This window comes from Stutzerimonas azotifigens DSM 17556, from assembly GCF_000425625.1.
Lineage (GTDB): Bacteria > Pseudomonadota > Gammaproteobacteria > Pseudomonadales > Pseudomonadaceae > Stutzerimonas > Stutzerimonas azotifigens.
In genome coordinates this window covers 175,539-195,748 of the sequence record NZ_KE384409.1, presented here as the reverse complement: position 1 = coordinate 195,748, position 20,210 = coordinate 175,539, and the positions used below count along the sequence as shown (strand labels likewise).

The 20,210-nt window shown below is 67.0% G+C and carries 19 protein-coding genes and 1 tRNA gene; 9 read left to right on the top strand and 11 right to left on the bottom strand.

What is annotated here, in order from left to right; genetic code table 11:
- The first annotated feature begins 68 nt into the window (after positions 1–68).
- Positions 69–509, top strand: coding sequence for a GNAT family N-acetyltransferase (locus H610_RS0112865; RefSeq protein WP_028240053.1), 441 nt, complete (start codon positions 69–71; stop codon positions 507–509).
- Here the strand turns inward: H610_RS0112865 and rlmF are convergent.
- From rlmF to H610_RS0112825, 8 genes are all read right to left on the bottom strand, one after another.
- Positions 488–1,450, bottom strand: a complete 963-nt coding sequence (rlmF, locus tag H610_RS0112860) for a 23S rRNA (adenine(1618)-N(6))-methyltransferase RlmF (RefSeq protein ID WP_028240052.1) — start codon at positions 1,448–1,450, stop codon at positions 488–490. The genes H610_RS0112865 and rlmF overlap by 22 nt on opposite strands.
- Before the next feature lie 61 nt (positions 1,451–1,511).
- The gene (locus tag H610_RS23845) at positions 1,512–2,444 is read right to left on the bottom strand and encodes an alpha/beta hydrolase (protein WP_043238508.1); all 933 of its coding nucleotides are present in this window, start codon (positions 2,442–2,444) and stop codon (positions 1,512–1,514) included.
- A gap of 305 nt (positions 2,445–2,749) precedes the next feature.
- Positions 2,750–3,064 (bottom strand): winged helix-turn-helix domain-containing protein, encoded by a 315-nt coding sequence (locus H610_RS0112850; RefSeq protein ID WP_028240051.1) that lies wholly within the window; start codon positions 3,062–3,064, stop codon positions 2,750–2,752.
- Between the two features lie 4 nt (positions 3,065–3,068).
- Positions 3,069–4,439 carry a sodium:proton antiporter NhaD gene (gene nhaD, locus H610_RS0112845; protein WP_028240050.1) on the bottom strand — a complete coding sequence of 457 codons (1,371 nt, stop codon included), beginning with the start codon at positions 4,437–4,439 and terminating at the stop codon, positions 3,069–3,071.
- 223 nt (positions 4,440–4,662) lie between these two features.
- A complete protein-coding gene (locus H610_RS0112840; RefSeq protein WP_028240049.1) occupies positions 4,663–7,497 on the bottom strand; it encodes a valine--tRNA ligase in 2,835 nt (944 codons plus the stop codon).
- Between the two features lie 112 nt (positions 7,498–7,609).
- Positions 7,610–7,990 carry a hypothetical protein gene (locus H610_RS0112835; protein ID WP_028240048.1) on the bottom strand — a complete coding sequence of 127 codons (381 nt, stop codon included), beginning with the start codon at positions 7,988–7,990 and terminating at the stop codon, positions 7,610–7,612.
- Between the two features lie 14 nt (positions 7,991–8,004).
- The gene (locus tag H610_RS0112830) at positions 8,005–8,424 is read right to left on the bottom strand and encodes a DNA polymerase III subunit chi (RefSeq protein ID WP_028240047.1); all 420 of its coding nucleotides are present in this window, start codon (positions 8,422–8,424) and stop codon (positions 8,005–8,007) included.
- A 31-nt stretch (positions 8,425–8,455) separates the two neighbouring features.
- Positions 8,456–9,943 carry a leucyl aminopeptidase gene (locus tag H610_RS0112825; protein WP_028240046.1) on the bottom strand — a complete coding sequence of 496 codons (1,488 nt, stop codon included), beginning with the start codon at positions 9,941–9,943 and terminating at the stop codon, positions 8,456–8,458.
- A gap of 266 nt (positions 9,944–10,209) precedes the next feature.
- On the opposite strand from H610_RS0112825, the gene lptF reads away from it, so the two are divergent.
- Together lptF and lptG are read left to right on the top strand one after the other, a co-directional pair.
- Positions 10,210–11,334 carry an LPS export ABC transporter permease LptF gene (gene lptF, locus H610_RS0112820; protein ID WP_028240045.1) on the top strand — a complete coding sequence of 375 codons (1,125 nt, stop codon included), beginning with the start codon at positions 10,210–10,212 and terminating at the stop codon, positions 11,332–11,334.
- On the top strand, positions 11,327–12,388 hold the full coding sequence (lptG, locus tag H610_RS0112815; protein ID WP_028240044.1) for an LPS export ABC transporter permease LptG: 1,062 nt from the start codon (positions 11,327–11,329) through the stop codon (positions 12,386–12,388). The genes lptF and lptG overlap by 8 nt, the downstream gene beginning before the upstream one ends.
- A 169-nt stretch (positions 12,389–12,557) precedes the next feature.
- On the opposite strand, the gene H610_RS0112810 is transcribed toward lptG, so the two are convergent.
- The 3 genes from H610_RS0112810 to H610_RS0112800 form a co-directional block, all read right to left on the bottom strand.
- Entirely contained in the window at positions 12,558–13,055 is a 498-nt protein-coding gene (locus H610_RS0112810) for an RDD family protein (RefSeq protein WP_028240043.1), read from the bottom strand.
- A gap of 95 nt (positions 13,056–13,150) precedes the next feature.
- Positions 13,151–13,363 (bottom strand): cold-shock protein, encoded by a 213-nt coding sequence (locus H610_RS0112805; RefSeq protein WP_003246255.1) that lies wholly within the window; start codon positions 13,361–13,363, stop codon positions 13,151–13,153.
- Between the two features lie 328 nt (positions 13,364–13,691).
- Positions 13,692–13,778: transfer RNA gene (locus tag H610_RS0112800), tRNA-Leu, on the bottom strand.
- 112 nt (positions 13,779–13,890) lie between these two features.
- Between H610_RS0112800 and queA the strand changes: the two genes are divergently transcribed.
- The 6 genes from queA to H610_RS0112770 all read left to right on the top strand — a co-directional run bounded on the left by queA (position 13,891) and on the right by H610_RS0112770 (position 20,146).
- Positions 13,891–14,940, top strand: coding sequence for a tRNA preQ1(34) S-adenosylmethionine ribosyltransferase-isomerase QueA (queA, locus tag H610_RS0112795; protein ID WP_028240042.1), 1,050 nt, complete (start codon positions 13,891–13,893; stop codon positions 14,938–14,940).
- Between the two features lie 14 nt (positions 14,941–14,954).
- Entirely contained in the window at positions 14,955–16,070 is a 1,116-nt protein-coding gene (gene tgt / locus H610_RS0112790; RefSeq protein WP_028240041.1) for a tRNA guanosine(34) transglycosylase Tgt, read from the top strand.
- Between the two features lie 45 nt (positions 16,071–16,115).
- Complete coding sequence (yajC, locus tag H610_RS0112785; RefSeq protein ID WP_028240040.1) at positions 16,116–16,451, top strand: preprotein translocase subunit YajC; 336 nt, start codon at positions 16,116–16,118, stop codon at positions 16,449–16,451.
- A 62-nt stretch (positions 16,452–16,513) separates the two neighbouring features.
- Positions 16,514–18,382 carry a protein translocase subunit SecD gene (secD, locus tag H610_RS0112780; protein ID WP_028240039.1) on the top strand — a complete coding sequence of 623 codons (1,869 nt, stop codon included), beginning with the start codon at positions 16,514–16,516 and terminating at the stop codon, positions 18,380–18,382.
- A gap of 10 nt (positions 18,383–18,392) precedes the next feature.
- Positions 18,393–19,301: a protein translocase subunit SecF gene (gene secF, locus H610_RS0112775; RefSeq protein ID WP_028240038.1), complete on the top strand. Its 909-nt coding sequence runs from the start codon at positions 18,393–18,395 to the stop codon at positions 19,299–19,301.
- Between the two features lie 305 nt (positions 19,302–19,606).
- Positions 19,607–20,146, top strand: a complete 540-nt coding sequence (locus H610_RS0112770; RefSeq protein WP_028240037.1) for a glycine zipper 2TM domain-containing protein — start codon at positions 19,607–19,609, stop codon at positions 20,144–20,146.
- Positions 20,147–20,210: the final 64 nt, after the last annotated feature.

The following is a 20,210-nucleotide window of genomic DNA, read 5'->3' as shown; positions in this document are numbered from 1 at the left end:
TTACCGGGCCCGGACGGCGTGGCTAGTCTGCGCATTCCACCCTTGGCGACGCGACGGACGGCCCTGCAGTGACCCCTGACTCCCTTCAGCTACGGCCGGCGCGGTCGGAGGACGCCGACGCGCTCGTCGGCCTGCTCGCGCAGCTCGGCTACCCCGATACCGATGCCTTCATCGCCCGGCGCCTGGCCGAGCAACTGGAGCACCCGGACGCCTGGCTCCGGGTGGCGGCCGAAGGCAGCCGGATACTCGGTTTCATCTCCCTGCACTTCATGCCGCAGCTGGCGCTGGCGGGCGATTTCTGCCGGGTCAGCTACCTGTGCGTGGGCGAGGGTGCCCGCGGGCGAGGCGTCGGCGAAGCGCTGCTCGCGGCGGCCGAGCAGGAGGCGCGGCGGCGCGGCTGCGACCGGATGGAGCTGCACTGCGACCAGCGCCGGACCGCCGCGCACCGCTTCTACGAACGGCTCGGCTACAGCGACGCGCCGCGCTATTACCGCAAGTCGCTGGGCTGAGCGGCACTCTCGGCACGGTAGCTCCAGGCGACGAAACGGCTGCGCTTCTGCCCCTGGGCCATGTCCACGGTGCGGATACGCTGAGCGCCGAGCCGTTCCAGGCGTGCGCGCAGCGGGCCCACGTTGGCGCCCTTGGAGACCAGCGTGCTGAACCAGCCGATCTGCCCGGCGTAGTCCCTGCTTTCATTAGCCATGCGGGCGATGAAGGCCGCTTCGCCGCCTTCGCACCAGAGTTCGGCACCTTGGCCGCCGAAGTTGAGGACCGGCAGCCTGCGCGCCGGGTCCAGCTTGCCGAGGTTGCGCCACTTGCGCTGGCTGCCGCGGGTGGCTTCCTGCGCAGAGGCGTGAAAGGGCGGATTGCACAGGGTCAGGTCGAAGCGCTCGCCGTCGGCGACGACGCCGGCGAAGATACGCCGCGGATCGCTTTGCCGGCGCAGTTCGATGGCCCGCTGCAGCCCGTTGGCGCGCACGATCGCCCGCGCCGAATCGAGCGCCACCGGGTCGACGTCGGCGCCAGTGAAGTGCCAGCCGTATTCGCGCTGGCCGATCAGCGGATAGATGCAGTTGGCACCGGTGCCGATGTCGAGTACGCGCACGCTGCTGCCGCGGGGAACGTCTCCGGCCCGGTCCTCGGCGAGCAGGTCGGCCAGCCCGTGCAGGTAGTCGGCGCGCCCCGGAATCGGCGGGCACAGGTAGCCCGGCGGAATGTCCCAATGCTCGACGCCGTAGAACAGGCGCAGCAGGGCGCGGTTGAACACCTTCACCGCTTCCGGGTCGGCGAAGTCGATGCTGGTCTTCCCGTACGGGTTGCGGATGACGTAGCGCGCCAGCTCGGGGCAGCGGGCGATCAGCGCGGGGAAGTCGTAGCGCCCCTGGTGGCGGTTGCGCGGGTGCAGCGGCGGGGGCGAGGCGGGCTGGCCTTTCGGGGGAGACGAGGGCATGGCGGAATGCTGTGGATGAACGGGCGGCGCGCATTGTCCCACACTGGCGTGCCGCCGCGCGTCAGCTCGCGTCGGGCGGGCGGTCTTCGGCCCGCCCGGCCGAGCGCTCGTCCGCGGCCGGGCCGAACAGCCGTGCGATCGCCCGGGCATACTCCTCGCGCGCCATGCGCATGCTGTTGTTGTGGGTGGCGCCTTCCACCAGCAGCAGTTCCTTGGGGCCGCTGGCGGCGTCGTACAGCGCCTGACCGAAGCGTGGCGGCACGTAGCGGTCCTGCGTGCCGTGCACGATCAGCACCGGCAGCTCCACCTGGCCAATCTTGTCCAGCGAGTCGAACTCCTGCGACAGCAGCCAGCGCACCGGCCAGCGCGTGTCGGCCAGCACGGCGGCGATGTCGCCCAGGTTGGTGAAGGTCGATTCGAGGATCAGCCCGCGCGCGCCGGTCGGCTCGAGATCGCCCTTGTTCAGCTGCAGGGCCAGGTCGACGGCGACCGCACCGCCCAGCGAGTGCCCGTAGATCAGCCGCTTGCCCGCGTCGGGCTGCAGCCGGGCCAGGTGCTGCCAGGCGATCCGCGCGTCCTGGTAGACCGAGCGTTCGGAGGGCAGGGGGCCGCGGCTCTTGCCGAAGCCGCGGTAGTCCACCGCCAGCACCGAGAAGCCGAGCGCGCGCAGCTCGCGGATGCGGAACAGGTGGCCGGTCAGGTTCCAGCGTACGCCGTGCAGGTAGAGCACGGCCGGCGCGTCGGCAGCCTCTGCCGGCCACCACCAGGCGTGCAGGCTCTGGTCGCTGGCGAGTTCCGTGGTTTCCAGGTCGAGCTCCTGCACCCCGGCGGGCAGGCCGCCGTACCAGCTCGCATCGCCCTGTTCGATCCGGAACACCAGCTCGCGCTCCTTCTGCGCGAGCACCGAGCAGCCGACCGGCAGGACGACCAGGAGGAAAAGGCCGAGCCACAGCAACAGGCGAACGGAACGGCGGGCGAACAGGGTGGCAGGCATGGCAGATGACGGTCGGGTGACAGAGCGTCATAGATGCCTCCGGCGAGGGCCGCCTTCAAGCGCTGGCTGTCGGGCAAGCGTTTCGCGATGTTGCCGTTGGCATCGACAGGAGGGGCTTGCAGGGCAAGACGTCGACTGCCGAATCGGCCTGACGGTCTGGCGCCGAAATCAGCTCCAGGCGCTGCCCCACTGGGTACCGGCCTTCTCCGGTACGACGGGCGCGGTGGGGCCGGCAGGTGTTGGTACACCCCGTCGCCCCGGCGCAGGCCGGGGCCCAGGAGGCTTGCACGGAGGCCGATGGTCGTTCAGACCGGTGGATAGCCGAGCACGTCGCGGATAGCCTCCAGGTGTCGCTCGACCCAGCCCCGATCGATCGCGCCCCAGTCGCGGATGCGGTAGTGCCCGGCGTTGTGCCGGGCCTGCTCGTCCTGTTCGAAGACGCAGTCGATGTCCAGCTCCTCGAGGGCGGCCAGCGTGTCCTGCGCGGTGCGTCGGGGCATGCCGGTGGCGGCGATGATCGCCGGCACGCTGGTGGCGGTGCCGCTGTCGATGAGCCAGGCCACGTAGAGCCGGCGATAGAAGCTGGTGCGGGTCTTGCTCGGTGCGTGGGCGTCGGTCATGGCGTCAGATCTGCATCAGGGCGAGGTAGGTGGCGGCACCGCCGGTGTAGCCGAGAAAGGCCAGCAGGCTGACCCGCCGCAGGTACCAGAAGAAGCTGATGCGTTCCATGCCCATGGCCGCGACGCCGGCGGCCGAGCCGATGATCAGGCTGCTGCCGCCGGTGCCGGCGCAGAAGGCGAGCAGCTCCCAGAAGCGACCGTCGACCACGAACTGGGCGAGCCAGCCGCCATCCTGGGCCGCGCCGGCGAGCAGGGCAGGGTCCTCCACCAGCGGGTACATCTTCATGGCGCCGGCGACCAGCGGCACGTTGTCGACCACTGCCGAGAGCAGGCCGATCGCGTAGTTGATCGCGTAGATATTGCCCAGCGACTCGCGCAGCAGCGTGGCGACCTGGGTAAGGTGGCCGGCGGTGGCCAGGCTCGAGACCGCCAGCAGGATGCCGAGGAAGAACAGCACGCTGGTGGTGTCGACCTTGCGCAGTACGCCGACCACCGAGAGCGGGTGCTTGTCCTCGGCGTTCTTGCCGCGGTGGATCACTTCGGTGGTCACCCAGAGCACGCCGAGCCCGAACAGGATGCCCATGTAGGGCGGCAGGTGGGTGACGGTCTTGAACACCGGCACGAAGAGCAGGGCGCCGAGGCCGAGGGTCAGCACCAGGTTGCGCTCGAACGGCGTGGTCGGATCGCGGCGGCTTTCGGCCGTCTCGCTGATCCGCGGGCGCGGCGCATCGCCGCGCAGGCCGACGCTGAGAATCAGCAGCGGCACCAGCAGGCACACCAGGCTCGGCAGGAACAGGCTGGTGATCACCCCGGTGGTGGTGATCTGCCCGCCGATCCAGAGCATGGTGGTGGTCACGTCGCCGATCGGCGACCAGGCGCCGCCGGCATTGGCGGCGATCACCACGATGCCGACGTACAGCCAGCGCTCCGTACGGCCGCGGATCAGCTTGCGCAGCAGCGAGACCATGACGATGGTGGTGGTCAGGTTGTCGAGCACCGCGGAGAGGAAGAAGGTGAGAAAACCGACCAGCCAGAGCAGGTGGACCCGCTTGCGGGTCCGGATGCGGTCGGTCACCACCTTGAAGCCTTCGTGGGAGTCGACCAGCTCGACGATGGTCATGGCGCCGAGCAGGAAGAAGAGGATCTCTGAGACTTCGCCGAGGTGGTGGCGCAGGGATTCCACCACCGTGGAGGTGGCATCGCCGCCGTGCCCCGCGGCGGCGGCGGGCAGCAGCTGGTCGGCGCCGAGCACCAGCAGCGTCCAGCAGAGCACGGCGGTAAGCAGCGCGGCGGCGGCCTTGTCGATCCGCAGCGGGTGCTCGAGCGCTATGCACAGGTAGCCGAGCACGAACACGACGGCCATGAACTCGTACATCGATGAATCTCCTTGCGACGAGACGACATGATGGAGCCATGAGCAATCGCTCGTGGCAGGGGCTACCGCGTGCGTGGGCGCTGCCCCCCGTGGCCATATTCTCGGCTGGCCTGTCGCTCGATCCTGTTTGTCGTTGGCTGGGTTCCGTCCGATCGATCGGATCTCGGGCTCGCCGGAGGCCAACGAAAAACGGCCAGCGCACGGAGGCAACTGGCCGTTTCGATTACAGCGCGGCGATGCGCGCGCGCTGTTCCTGCAGTTTGTCGCGGCCCAGCTCGGCTTCGGCGAGCTTGGAGCGCTCCTTGGCGATGACCTCGGCCGGCGCCTTGTCGACGAAGCTGGCGTTGGCCAGCTTGCCGCCGACCCGCTTGACCTCGCCCTCGAGGCGAGCGATTTCCTTGTCCAGGCGCGCCAGTTCGGCATCCTTGTCGATCAGCCCGGCCATCGGCACCAGCACTTCCATCTCGTGCACCAGGGCCACCGCGGCCAGCGGCGCTTCCTCGTCCTCGCCCAGCAGGCGCACACTCTCGAGCTTGGCCAGCTTCATCAGCAGCGGCTGGTTCTCGGCCAGGCGACGGCGATCGGTGTCCGAGGCATGGCGTAGCACCACGTCGATACGCCGCGCCATGGAGATGTTCATCTCGCCGCGAATCTGGCGGATGCCGAGCATCAGCGCCTTGACCCACTCGATGTCGTCCTCGGCGGCCGGGTCGAGGCGCGACTCGTCGGCCACCGGCCAGGGCTGCAGCATCAGGGTCGGCCCCTGCTTGCCGGCCAGCGGCGCGACGCGCTGCCAGATTTCCTCGGTGATGAACGGCATGAACGGATGCGCCAGGCGCAGCGCGGTCTCCAGCACGCGGACCAGGGTGCGGCGGGTGCCGCGCTGGCGCTCGGCGCTGGCGGTTTCGTCCCAGAGCACCGGCTTGACCAGTTCCAGATACCAGGCGCAGTACTCGTCCCAGATGAACTCATAGAGCGCCTGGGCGGCCAGGTCGAAGCGGAAGGCGTCGAGCTGGCGGGTCACTTCCATCTCGGTGCGCTGCAGCGCGGAGATGATCCAGCGATCCACCGAGGACAGCTCAACGGATTCATCGTTGACGCCGGTGTCCTTGCCTTCGGTGTTCTCGAAGACGAAATTGGCGGCGTTCCAGATCTTGTTGCAGAAGTTGCGGAAACCCTCGACGCGGCCCATGTCGAACTTGACGTCGCGGCCGGTGGAGGCCAGCGAGCAGAAGGTGAAGCGCAGCGCGTCGGTGCCGTAGCTGGCGATGCCCTCGGGGAATTCGGCGCGCGTCTGCTTGGCGATTTTCTCGGCCAACTTGGGCTGCATCATGCCGCTGGTACGTTTTTCCAGCAGCGCGTCGAGGGTGATGCCGTCGACGATGTCCAGCGGGTCGAGCACGTTGCCCTTGGACTTGGACATCTTCTGGCCCTGGCCGTCGCGCACCAGGCCGTGGACGTAGACGGTCCTGAACGGGATCTGCCCGGTCAGGTGAGTCGACAGCATGATCATCCGGGCGACCCAGAAGAAGATGATGTCGAAGCCGGTGACCAGCACGTCGGTGGGGTGGAAGGTCTTGAGGAACTCGGTCTGCTCCGGCCAGCCGAGGGTGGAGAAGGTCCACAACCCCGAGCTGAACCAGGTGTCGAGCACGTCCTCGTCCTGCCGCAGGTCGATCTCGTTGCCCAGGTTGTACTTGCTGCGCACCTCGTCCTCGTCGCGGCCGACGTAGACGTGGCCGGCCTCGTCGTACCAGGCCGGGATGCGGTGGCCCCACCACAGCTGGCGGCTGATGCACCAGTCCTGGATGTCGCGCATCCAGGAGAAGTACATGTTCTCGTACTGCTTGGGCACGAACTGGATCTCGCCGCTCTCGACCACGGCGATGGCCTTCTCGGCCAGCGGCTTGGTGGAGACGTACCACTGATCGGTCAGCCAGGGCTCGATCACGGTGCCGGAACGGTCGCCGCGCGGCACCTTGAGCGCATGGTCGTCGATCTTCTCGAGCAGGCCCATGGCCTCGAACTCGGCGACGATGGCCTTGCGCGCCTCGAAGCGGTCCATGCGCGCGTAGCCGTCGGGCAGCGACGGGGCGACCCTGTCGTTCAGCGTGCCGTCGAGGTTGAACACCTGGGCGCGGGGAAGCACCGCGGCATTCTGGTCGAAGATGTTGATCAGCGGCAGGTCGTGGCGCTTGCCGACCTCGTAGTCGTTGAAGTCGTGGGCCGGGGTGATCTTCACGCAGCCGGTGCCGAACTCGCGGTCGACGTACTCGTCGGCGACGATCGGGATCAGGCGGTTCACCAACGGCAGCATGACGTGCCGGCCGATCAGCGCCTGGTAGCGCTCGTCCTCCGGATGCACCGCGACCGCCGCGTCGCCGAGCATGGTTTCCGGGCGGGTGGTGGCGACCACCAGGTAGGTCAGGCCGTCGGCGGTGCGGGCGTCGTCGGCCAGCGGGTAGCGCAGGTGCCAGAGGTGACCCTTCTCGTCGTGGTTCTCCACTTCCAGGTCGGAGATGGCGGTGTGCAGCTTGGTGTCCCAGTTGACCAGGCGCTTGCCGCGGTAGATCAGGCCGTCTTCATGCAGGCGCACGAAGGCTTCCTTGACGGCATTGGACAACCCTTCGTCCATGGTGAAGCGCTCGCGCGACCAGTCCACCGAGCTGCCCAGGCGGCGGATCTGCCGGGTGATGTTGCCGCCGGACTCGTGCTTCCACTCCCAGACCTTCTCGAGGAACTTCTCCCGGCCCAGGTCGTGACGGCTGATGCCCTGCGCCGCGAGCTGGCGCTCGACCACCATCTGGGTGGCGATGCCGGCGTGGTCGGTGCCCGGCTGCCACAGGGTGTTGCGACCCTGCATGCGGCGGAAGCGGATCAGCGCATCCATGATCGCGTTGTTGAAGCCGTGGCCCATGTGCAGGCTGCCGGTGACGTTCGGCGGGGGGATCATGATGGTGTAGGGCTCGCCCGACCCCTGCGGCGCGAAATAGTTGTTGGACTCCCAGGTCTGGTACCAGGAAGTCTCGATGGCATGCGGCTGGTAGGTCTTGTCCATGCGGCGGGACCCTTAGAACGGCTTGTGACGGAAAGGCGGGGAGTATACCGGGGAAGGCGGAGCGGGCGAAGGACGGTCTCCGACGCAGGTCCGGCGCGGCCCCGGGTGAATGTCAGAACAGGTCGGGGTGCTTGCGCTTGAGCAGGCGTTCGAGGCGGCGTTTGAGTTCGGCCTCGATCTGCGGCACGAAATCGTCGATCACGTCCTGCAGGATCAGGTTCGCCGCGGCGCGGATTTCGCTGTCCAACTGGCGGTCGGCGCGTGACGGCGTGGAGCGCGGGGCCATCGGGGCGGGCTCGGGGGCCGGTTTCCGCGCGGCGGGCGCAGGGCTGTCGGCGCCAGGCTCGACGATCTCCGAGAGCAACGGAATGCTCTGCGGATCGATCGATTCGTCGAACGGCAGGCCGGCCTGCGCGTCGTCGCCGAGCAGGGCGCGGATGGATTCGAGGTCGTCCAGCCACTGGCCGGGCTGACGGGGAGGGTTGGTGGCCATCGGCGGCAAGGCGATCAGAGTTCTACACGCTTGGGATCATAGCCGCGCTGCCGGTAGAGGCGAAAGTTCTCCCGGCAGGCGGTCAGCAGGTCGGGCGCCTGGTTGACGATTTCGATGACGCGACCGAAGCGGTCGAGGTGCGGCGACAGCCGGGTGTCGAGGTTGACCAGCAGCCCCGGTTCCCAGGCCGGCGGCTCGTCGCGGCCGATCACCACCGGGCCCTGCGGGTCGCTCGCGTAGAGGCCGTGGGGGATGAAACTCTCGGGCTTGAAGCGCCAGAGCAGTTCGTCGAGTTCGCCGCACTGGCTGTCGTCCGCGCAGCGCAGGAACACCGGCAACCCGTGCCGCCAGCCCTTGGCGGCCAGCTGGCAGGCCGCGCGCAGGCGGCCTTCGGGATGCGCCGAGGGCAGTACGTAGAACTCGACGCGGGTCATGCGGCCGGCCCCGGCAGTGCGGCGGGGTGGCTCACTCGAGGCGGTCCAGCAGGTACTGGGTCAGCAGCGGCACCGGCCGGCCGGTGGCGCCCTTTTCCTTGCCGCCGCTGATCCAGGCGGTGCCGGCGATGTCCAGGTGCGCCCAGGGGTAGGCCTTGACGAAACGCGAGAGGAAGCAGGCGGCGGTGATGGTGCCGGCCTTGGGTCCGCCGATGTTGGCGAAATCGGCGAAGGGGCTGTCGAGCTGTTCCTGGTACTCGTCGAACAGCGGCAGCTCCCAGGCGCGGTCGTCGGCGCGCGTGCCGGCGTCGAGCAGGGCGCGGGCGAGGCCGGCGTCATTGCTCATCAGGCCGCTGGTGGCGCTGCCCAGGGCGACGATGCAGGCGCCGGTGAGGGTGGCGACGTCGATCACCGCCTGCGGCTTGAAGCGCTCGGCGTAGGTGAGGGTGTCGCACAGCACCAGCCGGCCTTCGGCGTCGGTGTTGAGGATTTCCACCGTCTGCCCGCTCATGGTGGTGACGATGTCGCCCGGGCGGGTCGCGCGGCCGCTCGGCATGTTCTCGGCGCAGGCCAGCAGGCCCACCAGGTTGATCGGCAACTGCATTTCCAGCACGGCGCGGAAGGTGCCGAGCACGCTGGCGGCGCCGCACATGTCGTATTTCATCTCGTCCATGTTGGCCGCGGGCTTGATGCTGATGCCGCCGGTATCGAAGGTGATGCCCTTGCCCACCAGCGCGTAGGGCTTGTCGCCCTTCTTGCCGCCGTTGTACTGCAGCACCACCAGGCGCGGCGGCTGCTCGCTGCCCTGGGCGACGGCGAGGAAGGCGCCGGCGCCGAGTTCGCGCAGCCTGTTCTCGTCGAGCACCTCGACCTTCAGGCCCTTGAACTGCTTCGCCAGCTGCTTGGCCTGGTCGGCGACGTAGATCGGATGGCAGACGTTCGGCGGCAGGTTGCCCAGGTCGCGGGTGAGCGCCATGCCCGCGGCGATCGCCGTGCCGTGGGTGGCGGCGCGCTCGAGGGCAGCGACCTGCGCCTTGTCGCCCAGCAGGGTGATCTTCTTCAGCGCCCTGGGCTCGGCCTTCTTGCTCTTGAAGCGGTCGAAGACGTACTGCCCGTCGGCCAGCGCCTCGACCAGCAGACGCGCACCGGCGTAGGCGTCGCGTTCCCTGACGGTCACGTCCTGCAGCGCCACCGCCGCATCGGCGCCGCCGAGGCTCTTCAGCGTGCCGGCCACGGCGCCGGCGGCCTTGCGCCACTGACGCGCATCCAGCTCGCCCGCCTTGCCGATCCCGACCAGCAGCACCCGCTCGGCCTTGAGGTTCGGCAGGCTGTGCAGCAGCAGGCTCTGGCCCGGCTTGCCCTGGAGGTCGCCACGCTTGAGCAGCGTCGAGATCGCGCCCCCGGTCGCGGCATCGACCGCCTGGGCGGCCGCGCCCAGTACGCCGTCTTCGGCGACCGTGAGGACCAGGGTGGCGGTTTTCAGGGTGGAGGCTTTGACGCTTTTGACGACGAATTCCATTGGCATGGGTCCCCAAGACAAAGAGTCGGGTTTGCAGGATAATGCCGGCCACTTTTTCCGGTGGTCCGTACTGCCGGCCGTTGAAATGCCATTGCAGCACTTGGCTGCGCAGGGGCACGGAGAAGATCATCGCGCGAAAAAGCGTGGTCTCATGTGCCAGCCCGACCGTTTCCGGCGGGAATTCAACGGCCTGCGACAGCGGGCCGGCTGCTTGGCGGCTAGTTTGAGCGTAGCCGCCGGAGCCTGACAACCCTGGAGTGTCCGGTTTGATCGTCTTCCGTTACCTGTCTCGTGAGCTCCTGGTCACCCTGAGCGCCGTCAGCGGCGTACTGCTGGTGATCATCATGAGCGGTCGCTTCATCAAGTACCTCGCGCAGGCCGCGCAAGGGGTGCTCGATCCCAGCGTGCTGTTCCTGATCATGGGCTTTCGCCTTCCCGGCTTCCTGCAACTGATCCTGCCGCTGGGCCTGTTCCTCGGCATCCTGCTGGCCTACGGGCGGATGTACCTCGACAGCGAGATGACCGTGCTGTCGGCGACCGGGATGAGCCAGCGCCGGCTGCTGGTCTACACCCTGGCGCCGGCATCGCTGGTGGCGCTGGTGGTCGGTTGGCTCAGCCTGGGGCTGGCGCCGCAGGGCGTGACCGAGGTGGCGCGCATCCTCAACGAACAGGATTCGCTGACCGAGTTCGATACCCTGGTGCCGGGGCGATTCCAGGCGCTCAGGGGCGGGTCGCGGGTCACCTACACCCGCGAGCTGACCGAGGACCGCAGCGAACTGGCCGGCGTGTTCATTTCGGAAACCAACACCAGCGCCCGGAGCGCAGGCAGCGACCGGGGCCTGTCGGTGCTGGTGGCCGAGCGCGGGCGGCAGGAAATCCAGCCCGATGGCAGCCGCTACCTGATCCTGGAGAACGGCTACCGCTACGACGGCCGTCCGGGCCAGGCCGACTACCGTGCGATCCAGTTCGATACCTACGGCGTGCTGCTGCCCAAGCCGGAAGTCAGCGTCGAGATCAGCGAGCGCGAAGCCATCCCGACCGCGGAGCTTTGGGACAGCGACAGCCTGCGGCACCGCTCCGAGCTGCAGTGGCGGCTGTCGCTGCCGCTGCTGGTGTTCGTCGTCACCGTGATGGCGGTGCCGCTGGCGCGGGTGAATCCGCGGCAGGGGCGCTTCCTCAAGCTGCTGCCGGCGATCCTCCTGTACATGGCCTACCTGTCCCTGCTGATCGCGGCGCGCGGTTCGCTGGACAAGGGGCGGCTGCCGGCCTCGCTGGGGCTCTGGTGGGTGCACGGGCTGTTCCTGCTGATCGGGCTCGGGCTGTTGTTCTGGGAGCCGCTGAGGCTGTCGCTACGCCGAATGCGCGCGGGTCGGGAGGTCGTTCATGGGTAAGCTCGATCGGTACATCGCGGTCCACGTGACGCTGGCGATCCTGACGGTGCTCGGCATCATCGTCGGGCTGGCGCTGCTGTTCGCCTTCATCGACGAGCTCGGCGACGTCGAGGGCAGCTACGGCATGCTCGATGCGCTGCTCTACGTGGTGCTCACGCTGCCGCGGCGGATGTACGAGATGCTGCCGATGGCGGCGCTGATCGGCTGCCTGATCGGCCTCGGCACCTTGGCCAGCAGCAGTGAACTGACGGTGATGCGCGCCGCCGGCGTCTCGGTCGGGCGGATCGTCTGGGCGGTGATGAAGCCGATGCTGGTACTCATGCTGGTGGGCGTGCTGATTGGCGAGTACGTCTCGCCCTGGACGGAGGACGTCGCCCAGGCCCGGCGCTCGATGGCGCAGGGCGGCGGCGAGGCGCAGAGCAGCAAGCGCGGCCTTTGGCACCGGCAGGGCAACGAATTCGTGCACATCAACGCGGTGCAGCCCGGCGGCGTGCTGCTCGGCGTGACGCGCTACCGGTTCGACGAGCAGCGCCAGCTGCAGTCGTCGAGCTTCGCCCGGCGCGCGACCTACGGCAGCGGTCGCTGGGTGCTGCAGAACGTGGCCACCACGCAGTTCCTCGGCGAGCGCACCGAGGTGGTCCGGCAGCCGGAGGAAACCTGGGACGTGGAGCTGACGCCGCAGCTGCTCGGCACCGTGGTGCAGGAGCCCGAGGCCCTGTCCATCACCGGCTTGTGGCGCTACATCCATTACCTGGCGGACCAGGGGCTGAACAACGGCCGCTACTGGCTGGCGTTCTGGAGCAAGCTGCTGCAGCCGCTGGTGACCGTCGCATTGGTGCTGCTGGCCATCTCGTTCATCTTCGGGCCGTTGCGCTCGGTCACCCTGGGGCAGCGGATCTTCACCGGCGTGGTGGTGGGGTTCGTGTTCCGCATCGCCCAGGACCTGCTGGGCCCGGCGAGCCAGGTATTCGGCTTCTCCCCGCTGCTGGCGGTGCTGCTGCCGGCCACGATCTGCGCGCTGGCCGGGGCGTGGCTGCTCAGAAGGGCGGGCTAGGGCGGCTGGTCGTAAGCGGCAAGCCGCAAGCTTCAAGAAGGCAAAGGCTTGACGCCCGGGCCGCCCGCCTCACACTAGCCTGCCGCCTGCCGCCTGCCGCCTGCCGCCTGCCGCCTGCCGCCTGCCGCCTGCCGCCTGCCGCCTGCCGCCTGCCGCCTGCCGCCTGCCGCTATTTCTTGTGCACCCCTTTCGGCAACTGCACCACCTGGCTATCCGAATAGATGTCGTGCCAGGTGCGCTTGCGTTTGTCCCAGAGCATCCAGAAGTAGCCGAGCCCGAAGCACAGCCACGAGCCGATCGCGACCAGGAAGCGCAGCAGCGCCTGCCAGAGGTCGATCGCGCTGCCGTCGGCATTCTGGATGCGCACGCCCCAGACCTGCATGCCGAGGGTCTGGCCGTTGTGCGTCCAGAACTTGGCGAAGAAAGCGAAGAGGCTGAACAGCAGCAGCGTCGAGAGCAGGGGGTCGATGTCCAGCTGCCCGGCTTCCGCCAGGGCCTGCAGGCGCTCGCTACCATAGATGAGCCGGAGAATGACCTGCTGGTAGAAGAGGGTCACCACCATCATCAGGGCGATCGACAGCAGACTGTCGTAGAAGATCGCGGCGAGCCGCCGCGGCAGGCCGGCGGCGGGAAACTGGCCCTTGGGCTGTAGCAGATGTTTGCGCATGGATCTCTCGGTTCGGTAGGCGCGGCGATTCTACCGAAACGCGGGCACAAAAAAGCCCCTGATGTTGCCATCAGGGGCCTTCAGAGCGCGGTGGCTTAGCCCAGGATCTGAACCTGGTCGGCCTGCATGCCCTTTTGACCTTGCACAGCGATGAAGCTGACTTTCTGGCCTTCTTTCAGGCTCTTGAAGCCGTTACCTTCGATCGCGCGGAAGTGCACGAACAGATCCGGACCGCTCTCGGGAGTGATGAAACCAAAACCTTTCTCGTCGTTAAACCACTTGACGGTGCCGTTCTGACGATTCGACATATCTTATTTCCTTGGAACTAGAGTTGATGACAGCCTCCCCATGGGAATAGGAGGGGGCTGAGAACTGGTTGCAGAGAGTAAGAGAAGTCGAGCGGGATGTAGCGGATCTGTAGGATCTACTGCATCAGGTCACGATTCAACAGCGACCCATGCAAACAGTGAGGCACACTCTACGCTAACTCCTGGAGACTGCCAACCCCCTTCATCTGTATCGAGAAGAGTGTGGACGCTATCTCGTACGAGCCATTGCATAGAGTGACGCGGGTCGGGAAATTTTCGCCAGTCGACCCGGCTGGCTGGCCACCGGCCGATCGCGGTGACGCTGTGTTGGTGCCTCGGGAGAGACTCGAACTCTCACTCTGTCGCCAGAAACGGATTTTGAATCCGCCGCGTCTACCGATTCCGCCACCGAGGCACGGTGGGCGCGAAGTATAGGGAGGCCGTCTGGCTGGGTCAATGCATTGGCGTGGTCAGCCTGACGTCTTTCCGATAAGCTTTGCGACCCGCTGAATGATCCCAGTCCGCTGATGCAAGTTTCTGATTTCTGGTTCGAGCTCCCCGAATCGTTGATCGCCCGGCACCCGTTGCCGGAGCGCCGGGCGAGCCGCCTGCTGGTGCTCGAAGGGCCGACCGGCGCGTGCGCGCACCGCCAGTTCGCCGAGTTGCCCGGTCTCGTCCGTCCGGGCGATCTGATGGTGTTCAACGACACCCGCGTCATCCCGGCGCGGCTGTACGGCAGCAAGGAGACCGGCGGTCGCCTGGATATCCTGATCGAGCGGCTGCTCGACGAGCGGCGTGCCCTGGCGCACATCCGTTCGAGCAAGTCGCCGAAGCCCGGCAGTCGTCTGTCGATCGAAGGCGGCGGGGCGGCCGAGATGGTCGCTCGTCATGACGCACTGTTCGAGCTGCGTTTCGATCGGGAACTGCTGCCGCTGCTCGAGCGCGTGGGGCACATACCGTTGCCTCCTTATATCGACCGGCCCGACGACGACGCCGACCGGGAACGCTACCAGACCGTCTATGCGCAGCGTGCCGGTGCGGTGGCCGCGCCGACGGCGGGGCTGCATTTCGATCAGGCGCTGCTCGATGCGTTGCGCGGGCAGGGTGTGGACACTGCCTTCGTCACCCTGCACGTGGGCGCCGGCACCTTCCAGCCGGTTCGCGTCGAGCGGATCGAGGACCACCACATGCACAGCGAATGGCTGGAGGTGGGGCCCGAGGTGGTCGAGGCGGTGCGTGCCTGCCGCGCACGTGGCGGGCGGGTCATCGCGGTCGGCACCACCAGCGTCCGCGCGCTGGAGACGGCGGCCCGTAGCGGCGAGCTGCAGCCCTACAGCGGCGACACCGACATCTTCATTTATCCGGGCCGGCCGTTCCACGTCATCGATGCGCTGATCACCAATTTCCATCTGCCGGAGTCGACCCTGCTGATGCTGGTCTCCGCGTTCGCCGGCTATCCGGAGACCATGGCCGCCTACCGCGAGGCCGTGGCCAGCGGGTATCGCTTCTTCAGTTACGGTGATGCCATGTTCATCACCCGCAATCCCGCCGCGCGCGGGCCAGAGGATCAAGCATGAGTCGCAGCTGCCATATGTCCTTCGAGGTGCTGGCCACGGAGGGCAAGGCCCGTCGCGGTCGGCTGACCTTCCCGCGCGGCGTGGTGGAGACGCCGGCCTTCATGCCGGTGGGTACCTATGGCACGGTGAAGGGCATGCTGCCGCGCGACATCGAGGCCATCGGCGCGCAGATCATCCTCGGCAATACTTTCCATCTATGGCTGCGCCCGGGTACCCGGGTGATCCGCGAGCACGGCGACCTGCACGATTTCATGCAGTGGAAGGGTCCGATCCTTACCGATTCGGGCGGTTTCCAGGTGTTCAGCCTGGGCGCCATGCGCAAGATCAAGGAGGAGGGCGTGTACTTTGCCTCGCCGGTGGACGGCGCCAAGGTGTTCATGGGGCCGGAAGAGTCGATGCAGGTGCAGCGCGAGCTCGGCTCCGACATCGTGATGATCTTCGACGAGTGCACGCCGTATCCGGCCGACGAGGAGGTGGCGCGGCGCTCGATGGAGCTGTCGCTGCGCTGGGCGCGGCGTTCGAAGGAGGCGCACGGCGACAGCCCCGCCGCGCTGTTCGGCATCGTCCAGGGCGGCATGCACGAATCGCTGCGCATGCGCTCGCTCGAGGGGTTGTGCGAGATCGGCTTCGACGGCCTGGCGATCGGCGGCCTGTCGGTCGGCGAGCCGAAGCAGGAGATGCTTCGCGTGCTGGATTTCCTGCCGCCGCAGATGCCCGCCGAAAAGCCCCGTTACCTGATGGGCGTTGGCAAGCCGGAGGATCTGGTGGAAGGTGTGCGCCGCGGCGTGGACATGTTCGACTGCGTGATGCCGACCCGCAACGCGCGCAACGGCCATCTGTTCACCGAGACCGGCGTGATCAAGATCCGCAACGCCGTGCACCGGCACGACAACGGTCCGCTCGACCCCGCCTGCGACTGCTACACCTGCCGCAACTTTTCCCGCGCCTACCTCCATCATCTGGACAAATGCGGGGAAATGCTCGGCAGCATGCTCAATACGATCCACAACTTGCGGCATTATCAGCGGCTGATGGCTGGTTTGCGCGAGGCTATCCAACAGAGTAAATTGGCCGCCTTCGTCGATGCCTTCTATGCTCGCCTGGGCCTGCCGACACCCCCTTTGAACTGATCCAATACAACCATACCTATCTGATCTGCAAACAGGAGTTGCTGCATGAGCTTTCTGATTCCCGCTGCCTTCGCGCAAGAGGCCGCACCGGCTGCCGGACCGGCCGGGACCGGCTTCGAGTGGGTTTTCCTCGTCGGTTTTCTGGTCATCTTCTATCTGATGATCTGGCGCCCGCAGGCCAAGCGCGCCAAGGAACACAAGAACCTGATCGGCGGCCTGCAGAAGGGCGACGAAGTGGTCACCTCCGGCGGTATCGTCGGCAAGGTGGTCAAGGTTGCCGACGACTTCGTGGTCATCGAAGTCTCCGACACCGTCGAGCTGAAGTTCCAGAAGGCGGCCATCGCCGCTTCGCTGCCGAAGGGCACGCTGAAAGCCATCTGAGCGATTCATCCAAACCAACGACGGGGCGCGCAAGGCGCCCCGCGTCTTAAGCGAGCGGCGTGATGCTCAATAGATTCCCCCTCTGGAAGTACCTGCTGATCTTGGTGGTACTTGCCGTTTCCTTCATTTACGCAGCCCCCAATCTCTATCCCGACGACCCGGCGATCCAGATCACCGGCACCAGCACGGCCCTGGAAGTCAGCGAGGCCGACATGGCCCGCGCGTCGCAGGCGCTGGAGCAGGCCGGTATCCCAGTCAAGGCGGCGACCGTCAGTGAGGAGAGCCGCGGCGGCCTGCTGCGCCTCGAGCGCCAGGAAGACCAACTGCCGGCCAAGGACCTGGTCCGCCGCGCACTGGGTGACGAATACGTGGTGGCGCTCAACCTTGCGCCGACCACCCCGCAGTGGCTGCGCAACCTGGGTGCCAGCCCGATGAAGCTGGGCCTGGACCTGTCCGGCGGTGTGCACTTCCTGCTCGAAGTCGACATGGAAAAGGCCGTGCAGACGCGCCTGAATGTCTACGAGGGTGAGATCAAGAGCCTGCTGCGCAAGGAGCGGGTGCGCTACCGGAGCATGCCGCAGCAGGGCAACGCGATTCAGCTCGGCTTCTCCGACGACCAGACGCTGGCACAGGCGCGCGCGCTGGTGCGCGACAACTACAACGACTTCCAGGTCGACGAGAGCACGCGCAACGACCTGCGGGTGCTGCGCCTGCAGCTGACCGATGCCAAGCTCGCCGAGATTCGCGAGTATTCGATCAAACAGAACCTCACCACCGTGCGCAACCGGGTGAACGAACTCGGCGTGGCCGAGCCGCTGGTGCAGCGCCAGGGCGCCAGCCGGATCGTCGTCGAGCTGCCCGGCGTGCAGGACACTGCCGAGGCCAAGCGCATTCTCGGCAAGACCGCCAACCTCGAGTTCCGTCTGGCCGCCGAGCCGGATGCCGCGCGCGCCACCACAGAGGCCTTCGAATTTCGCCAGCCGGGCCGTCCACCGGTACAGCTCGAACGCAACCTGATCATCACCGGTGACCAGGTCACCGATGCGCAGGCCAGCTACGACGAGAACGGCCGCCCGCAGGTGAACATTCGCCTCGACGGTCGTGGCGGCGACCTGATGAACCGCGCCACGCGCAACAACGTCGGGCGTAGCATGGCGGTGGTCTTCATCGAACAGCGGCCGGTCACGCGCTACGTGCGGCAGGACGTCGACGGCGTGATGCAGGAAGTGGCGATCCAGAGCTTCGAGGAAGACCGCAAGATCATCAGTCTGGCGACCATCCAGTCGCCGCTGGGCAACCAGTTCCGCATCACCGGCCTCGACGGCCAGGGTGAATCCTCGGAGCTGGCGCTGCTGCTGCGCGCCGGCGGACTCGCCGCGCCGATGTACTTCGCCGAGGAGCGCACCATCGGTCCGAGCCTCGGTGCCGAGAACATCACGCTGGGCGTACAGGCGGCACTCTGGGGTTTCCTGTTCGTCGCGCTCTTCATGATGGCCATCTACCGGTTCTTCGGTCTGCTGGCCACCGTCGCGCTGTCGTTCAACATGGTGGTGCTGGTGGCGCTGATGTCGGCGCTCGGCGCGACCCTGACGCTGCCGGGCATCGCCGGCATCGTGCTGACCATGGGCATGGCGGTCGACGCCAACGTGCTGATCTTCTCGCGGATTCGTGAGGAAATCGCCAACGGAATGTCGATCCAGCGCGCCATTCACGAGGGTTTCGACCGTGCCTTCTCGGCGATCCTCGACGGCAACCTGACGACCCTGCTGGTGGGTGGAATCCTGTTCGCGATGGGCACCGGGCCGATCAAGGGCTTCGCCGTGACCCTGTCGATCGGCATCATGACCTCGATGTTCACCGCCATCATCGTCACCCGGGCGATGGTCAACCTGATCTTCGGCGGTCGCAACGTCAAGAAGCTGTGGATCTGAGGAAGCCCTGATGAAACCTGTAATCAATTTCATGGGCATTCGCCGGATCGCGTTTGCCTGCACGGTGGTCCTGACGCTGGTTTCGATCGGCAGCCTGGCCGTGCGCGGGCTGAACTTCGGCCTCGACTTCACCGGCGGTGCGCTGATCGAGCTCAGCTACGAGCAGCCGATCGAACTCGACCAGGTGCGTGCCCAGCTGGCGGCCAACGGCTTCTCCGACGCCATCGTGCAGAGCTTCGGCGCGACCACCGACGTGCTGGTGCGCATGCCGGGCGACGACGCGCAGCTCGGTGTTCGCGTGTCCGAGGCGCTGCAGGCGAGCGACGGGGCGAATACCGCCACGGTCAAGCGCGTCGAGTTCGTCGGGCCGGCGGTCGGCGAGGAACTGCGCGACCAGGGTGGGCTCGGCATGCTGCTCGCCTTGGCCGGCATCCTGGTATACGTCGCGTTCCGCTTCCAGTGGAAATTCGGCTTCGGCGCCGTAGTGTCGCTGTTCCACGACGTGATCCTGGTCCTCGGGGTGTTTTCGCTGTTCCAGATCACCTTCGATCTGACGGCGTTGGCGGCGGTACTGGCGGTAATCGGCTATTCGCTGAACGACACCATCGTGATCTTCGACCGGATCCGGGAGAACTTCCGGGTCCTGCGCAAGGCCGACCTGCTGGAAAACATCAATATTTCCACCACCCAGACCCTGCTGCGCACCCTGGCCACCTCGATCTCGACCCTGCTGGCCGTGGGCTCGCTAATGGTCTTCGGCGGCGAAAGCCTGTGGGCGTTCTCCCTGGCGCTCTTCATCGGTGTCTTCGCGGGCACCTACTCGTCGGTGTACATCGCCAACGTGCTGCTCGTCTGGCTCAAGCTCACGCGCGAGGACCTGATCCCGCCGGTGACCGAAGAGGTCGACGAGCGTCCCTGAGGCGAGTGGCTTCGGTAGGGGCCTGGCGGTTCGCCGTGTCGGGTTTCACCGTGCTCAACCCAGCCTACGTGGAGTGGTGTGACCGTAGGTTGGGTCGAAGGGCGAAGCGCTGAGTCCAGCGTTGCAGGCTACTGGCAGGGCCTGGCGGTTTGTCGTGTCGGACTTCGCTACTCAACCCGGTCCATGACCACGGCAGATTTTTCGGAACTTCCGCACATTTTTTCGGTATCGAGCGGAGCGGCGGACGCTTTTCGTTGTCGAAGCGGCGTAACGCGGGCTTTGCCCGTCCCAGAGGATGAAGCTAGATGAACAAGAGCATGTTGGCCGGCACCGTACTGGGTGCGGTAGCAGTCACCGCAGGCGGCGCCTTTGCGACCTACAAACTGGTCGATTCGGGGCCCGAGTACGCCACTGTCGTTGCGGTAGAGCCGGTCAAGGAAACCATCAAAACCCCTCGCGAAGTCTGCAAGGACGTCACCGTCACCCATCAGCGCCCGGTGCAGGATCAGCACAAGATCGCCGGCACCGTGATCGGTGCGGTGGCGGGCGGCCTGCTCGGCAACCAGGTGGGCGGAGGCAACGGCAAGAAGATCGCGACCGTGGCCGGCGCCGCGGCCGGGGGGTACGTGGGCAATCAGGTGCAGGGCCGCATGCAGGCCGGCGATACCTACACCACCACCGAGACGCGCTGCGACACCGTGACCGACGTGAGCGAGAAGGTGGTCGGGTACGAAGTCAGCTACGACCTGGGCGGCGTGCCGGGACGCGTACGCATGAACCAGCAGCCTGGCGAGCGCATTCCCGTCAAGGACGGCCAGTTGGTGCTCGACCCGCCGCAGGGCTGAAGCTCGCAGGATCGATCCCAAAAAGAACCCCGCCGTGAGGCGGGGTTCTTTTTGTCCGGCTTGG

Excerpts from the sequence above, each read along its gene's own strand:
- rlmF (WP_028240052.1), bottom strand. The coding sequence starts at position 1,450 with ATGCCCTCGTCTCCCCCGAAAGGCCAGCCCGCCTCGCCCCCGCCGCTG.
- H610_RS23845 (WP_043238508.1), bottom strand. The coding sequence starts at position 2,444 with ATGCCTGCCACCCTGTTCGCCCGCCGTTCCGTTCGCCTGTTGCTGTGG.
- H610_RS0112850 (WP_028240051.1), bottom strand. The coding sequence starts at position 3,064 with ATGACCGACGCCCACGCACCGAGCAAGACCCGCACCAGCTTCTATCGC.
- nhaD (WP_028240050.1), bottom strand. The coding sequence starts at position 4,439 with ATGTACGAGTTCATGGCCGTCGTGTTCGTGCTCGGCTACCTGTGCATA.
- H610_RS0112840 (WP_028240049.1), bottom strand. The coding sequence starts at position 7,497 with ATGGACAAGACCTACCAGCCGCATGCCATCGAGACTTCCTGGTACCAG.
- H610_RS0112835 (WP_028240048.1), bottom strand. The coding sequence starts at position 7,990 with ATGGCCACCAACCCTCCCCGTCAGCCCGGCCAGTGGCTGGACGACCTC.
- H610_RS0112830 (WP_028240047.1), bottom strand. The coding sequence starts at position 8,424 with ATGACCCGCGTCGAGTTCTACGTACTGCCCTCGGCGCATCCCGAAGGC.
- H610_RS0112825 (WP_028240046.1), bottom strand. The coding sequence starts at position 9,943 with ATGGAATTCGTCGTCAAAAGCGTCAAAGCCTCCACCCTGAAAACCGCC.
- lptG (WP_028240044.1), top strand. The coding sequence starts at position 11,327 with ATGGGTAAGCTCGATCGGTACATCGCGGTCCACGTGACGCTGGCGATC.
- H610_RS0112810 (WP_028240043.1), bottom strand. The coding sequence starts at position 13,055 with ATGCGCAAACATCTGCTACAGCCCAAGGGCCAGTTTCCCGCCGCCGGC.
- H610_RS0112805 (WP_003246255.1), bottom strand. The coding sequence starts at position 13,363 with ATGTCGAATCGTCAGAACGGCACCGTCAAGTGGTTTAACGACGAGAAA.
- queA (WP_028240042.1), top strand. The coding sequence starts at position 13,891 with ATGCAAGTTTCTGATTTCTGGTTCGAGCTCCCCGAATCGTTGATCGCC.
- tgt (WP_028240041.1), top strand. The coding sequence starts at position 14,955 with ATGTCCTTCGAGGTGCTGGCCACGGAGGGCAAGGCCCGTCGCGGTCGG.
- yajC (WP_028240040.1), top strand. The coding sequence starts at position 16,116 with ATGAGCTTTCTGATTCCCGCTGCCTTCGCGCAAGAGGCCGCACCGGCT.
- secD (WP_028240039.1), top strand. The coding sequence starts at position 16,514 with ATGCTCAATAGATTCCCCCTCTGGAAGTACCTGCTGATCTTGGTGGTA.
- secF (WP_028240038.1), top strand. The coding sequence starts at position 18,393 with ATGAAACCTGTAATCAATTTCATGGGCATTCGCCGGATCGCGTTTGCC.
- H610_RS0112770 (WP_028240037.1), top strand. The coding sequence starts at position 19,607 with ATGAACAAGAGCATGTTGGCCGGCACCGTACTGGGTGCGGTAGCAGTC.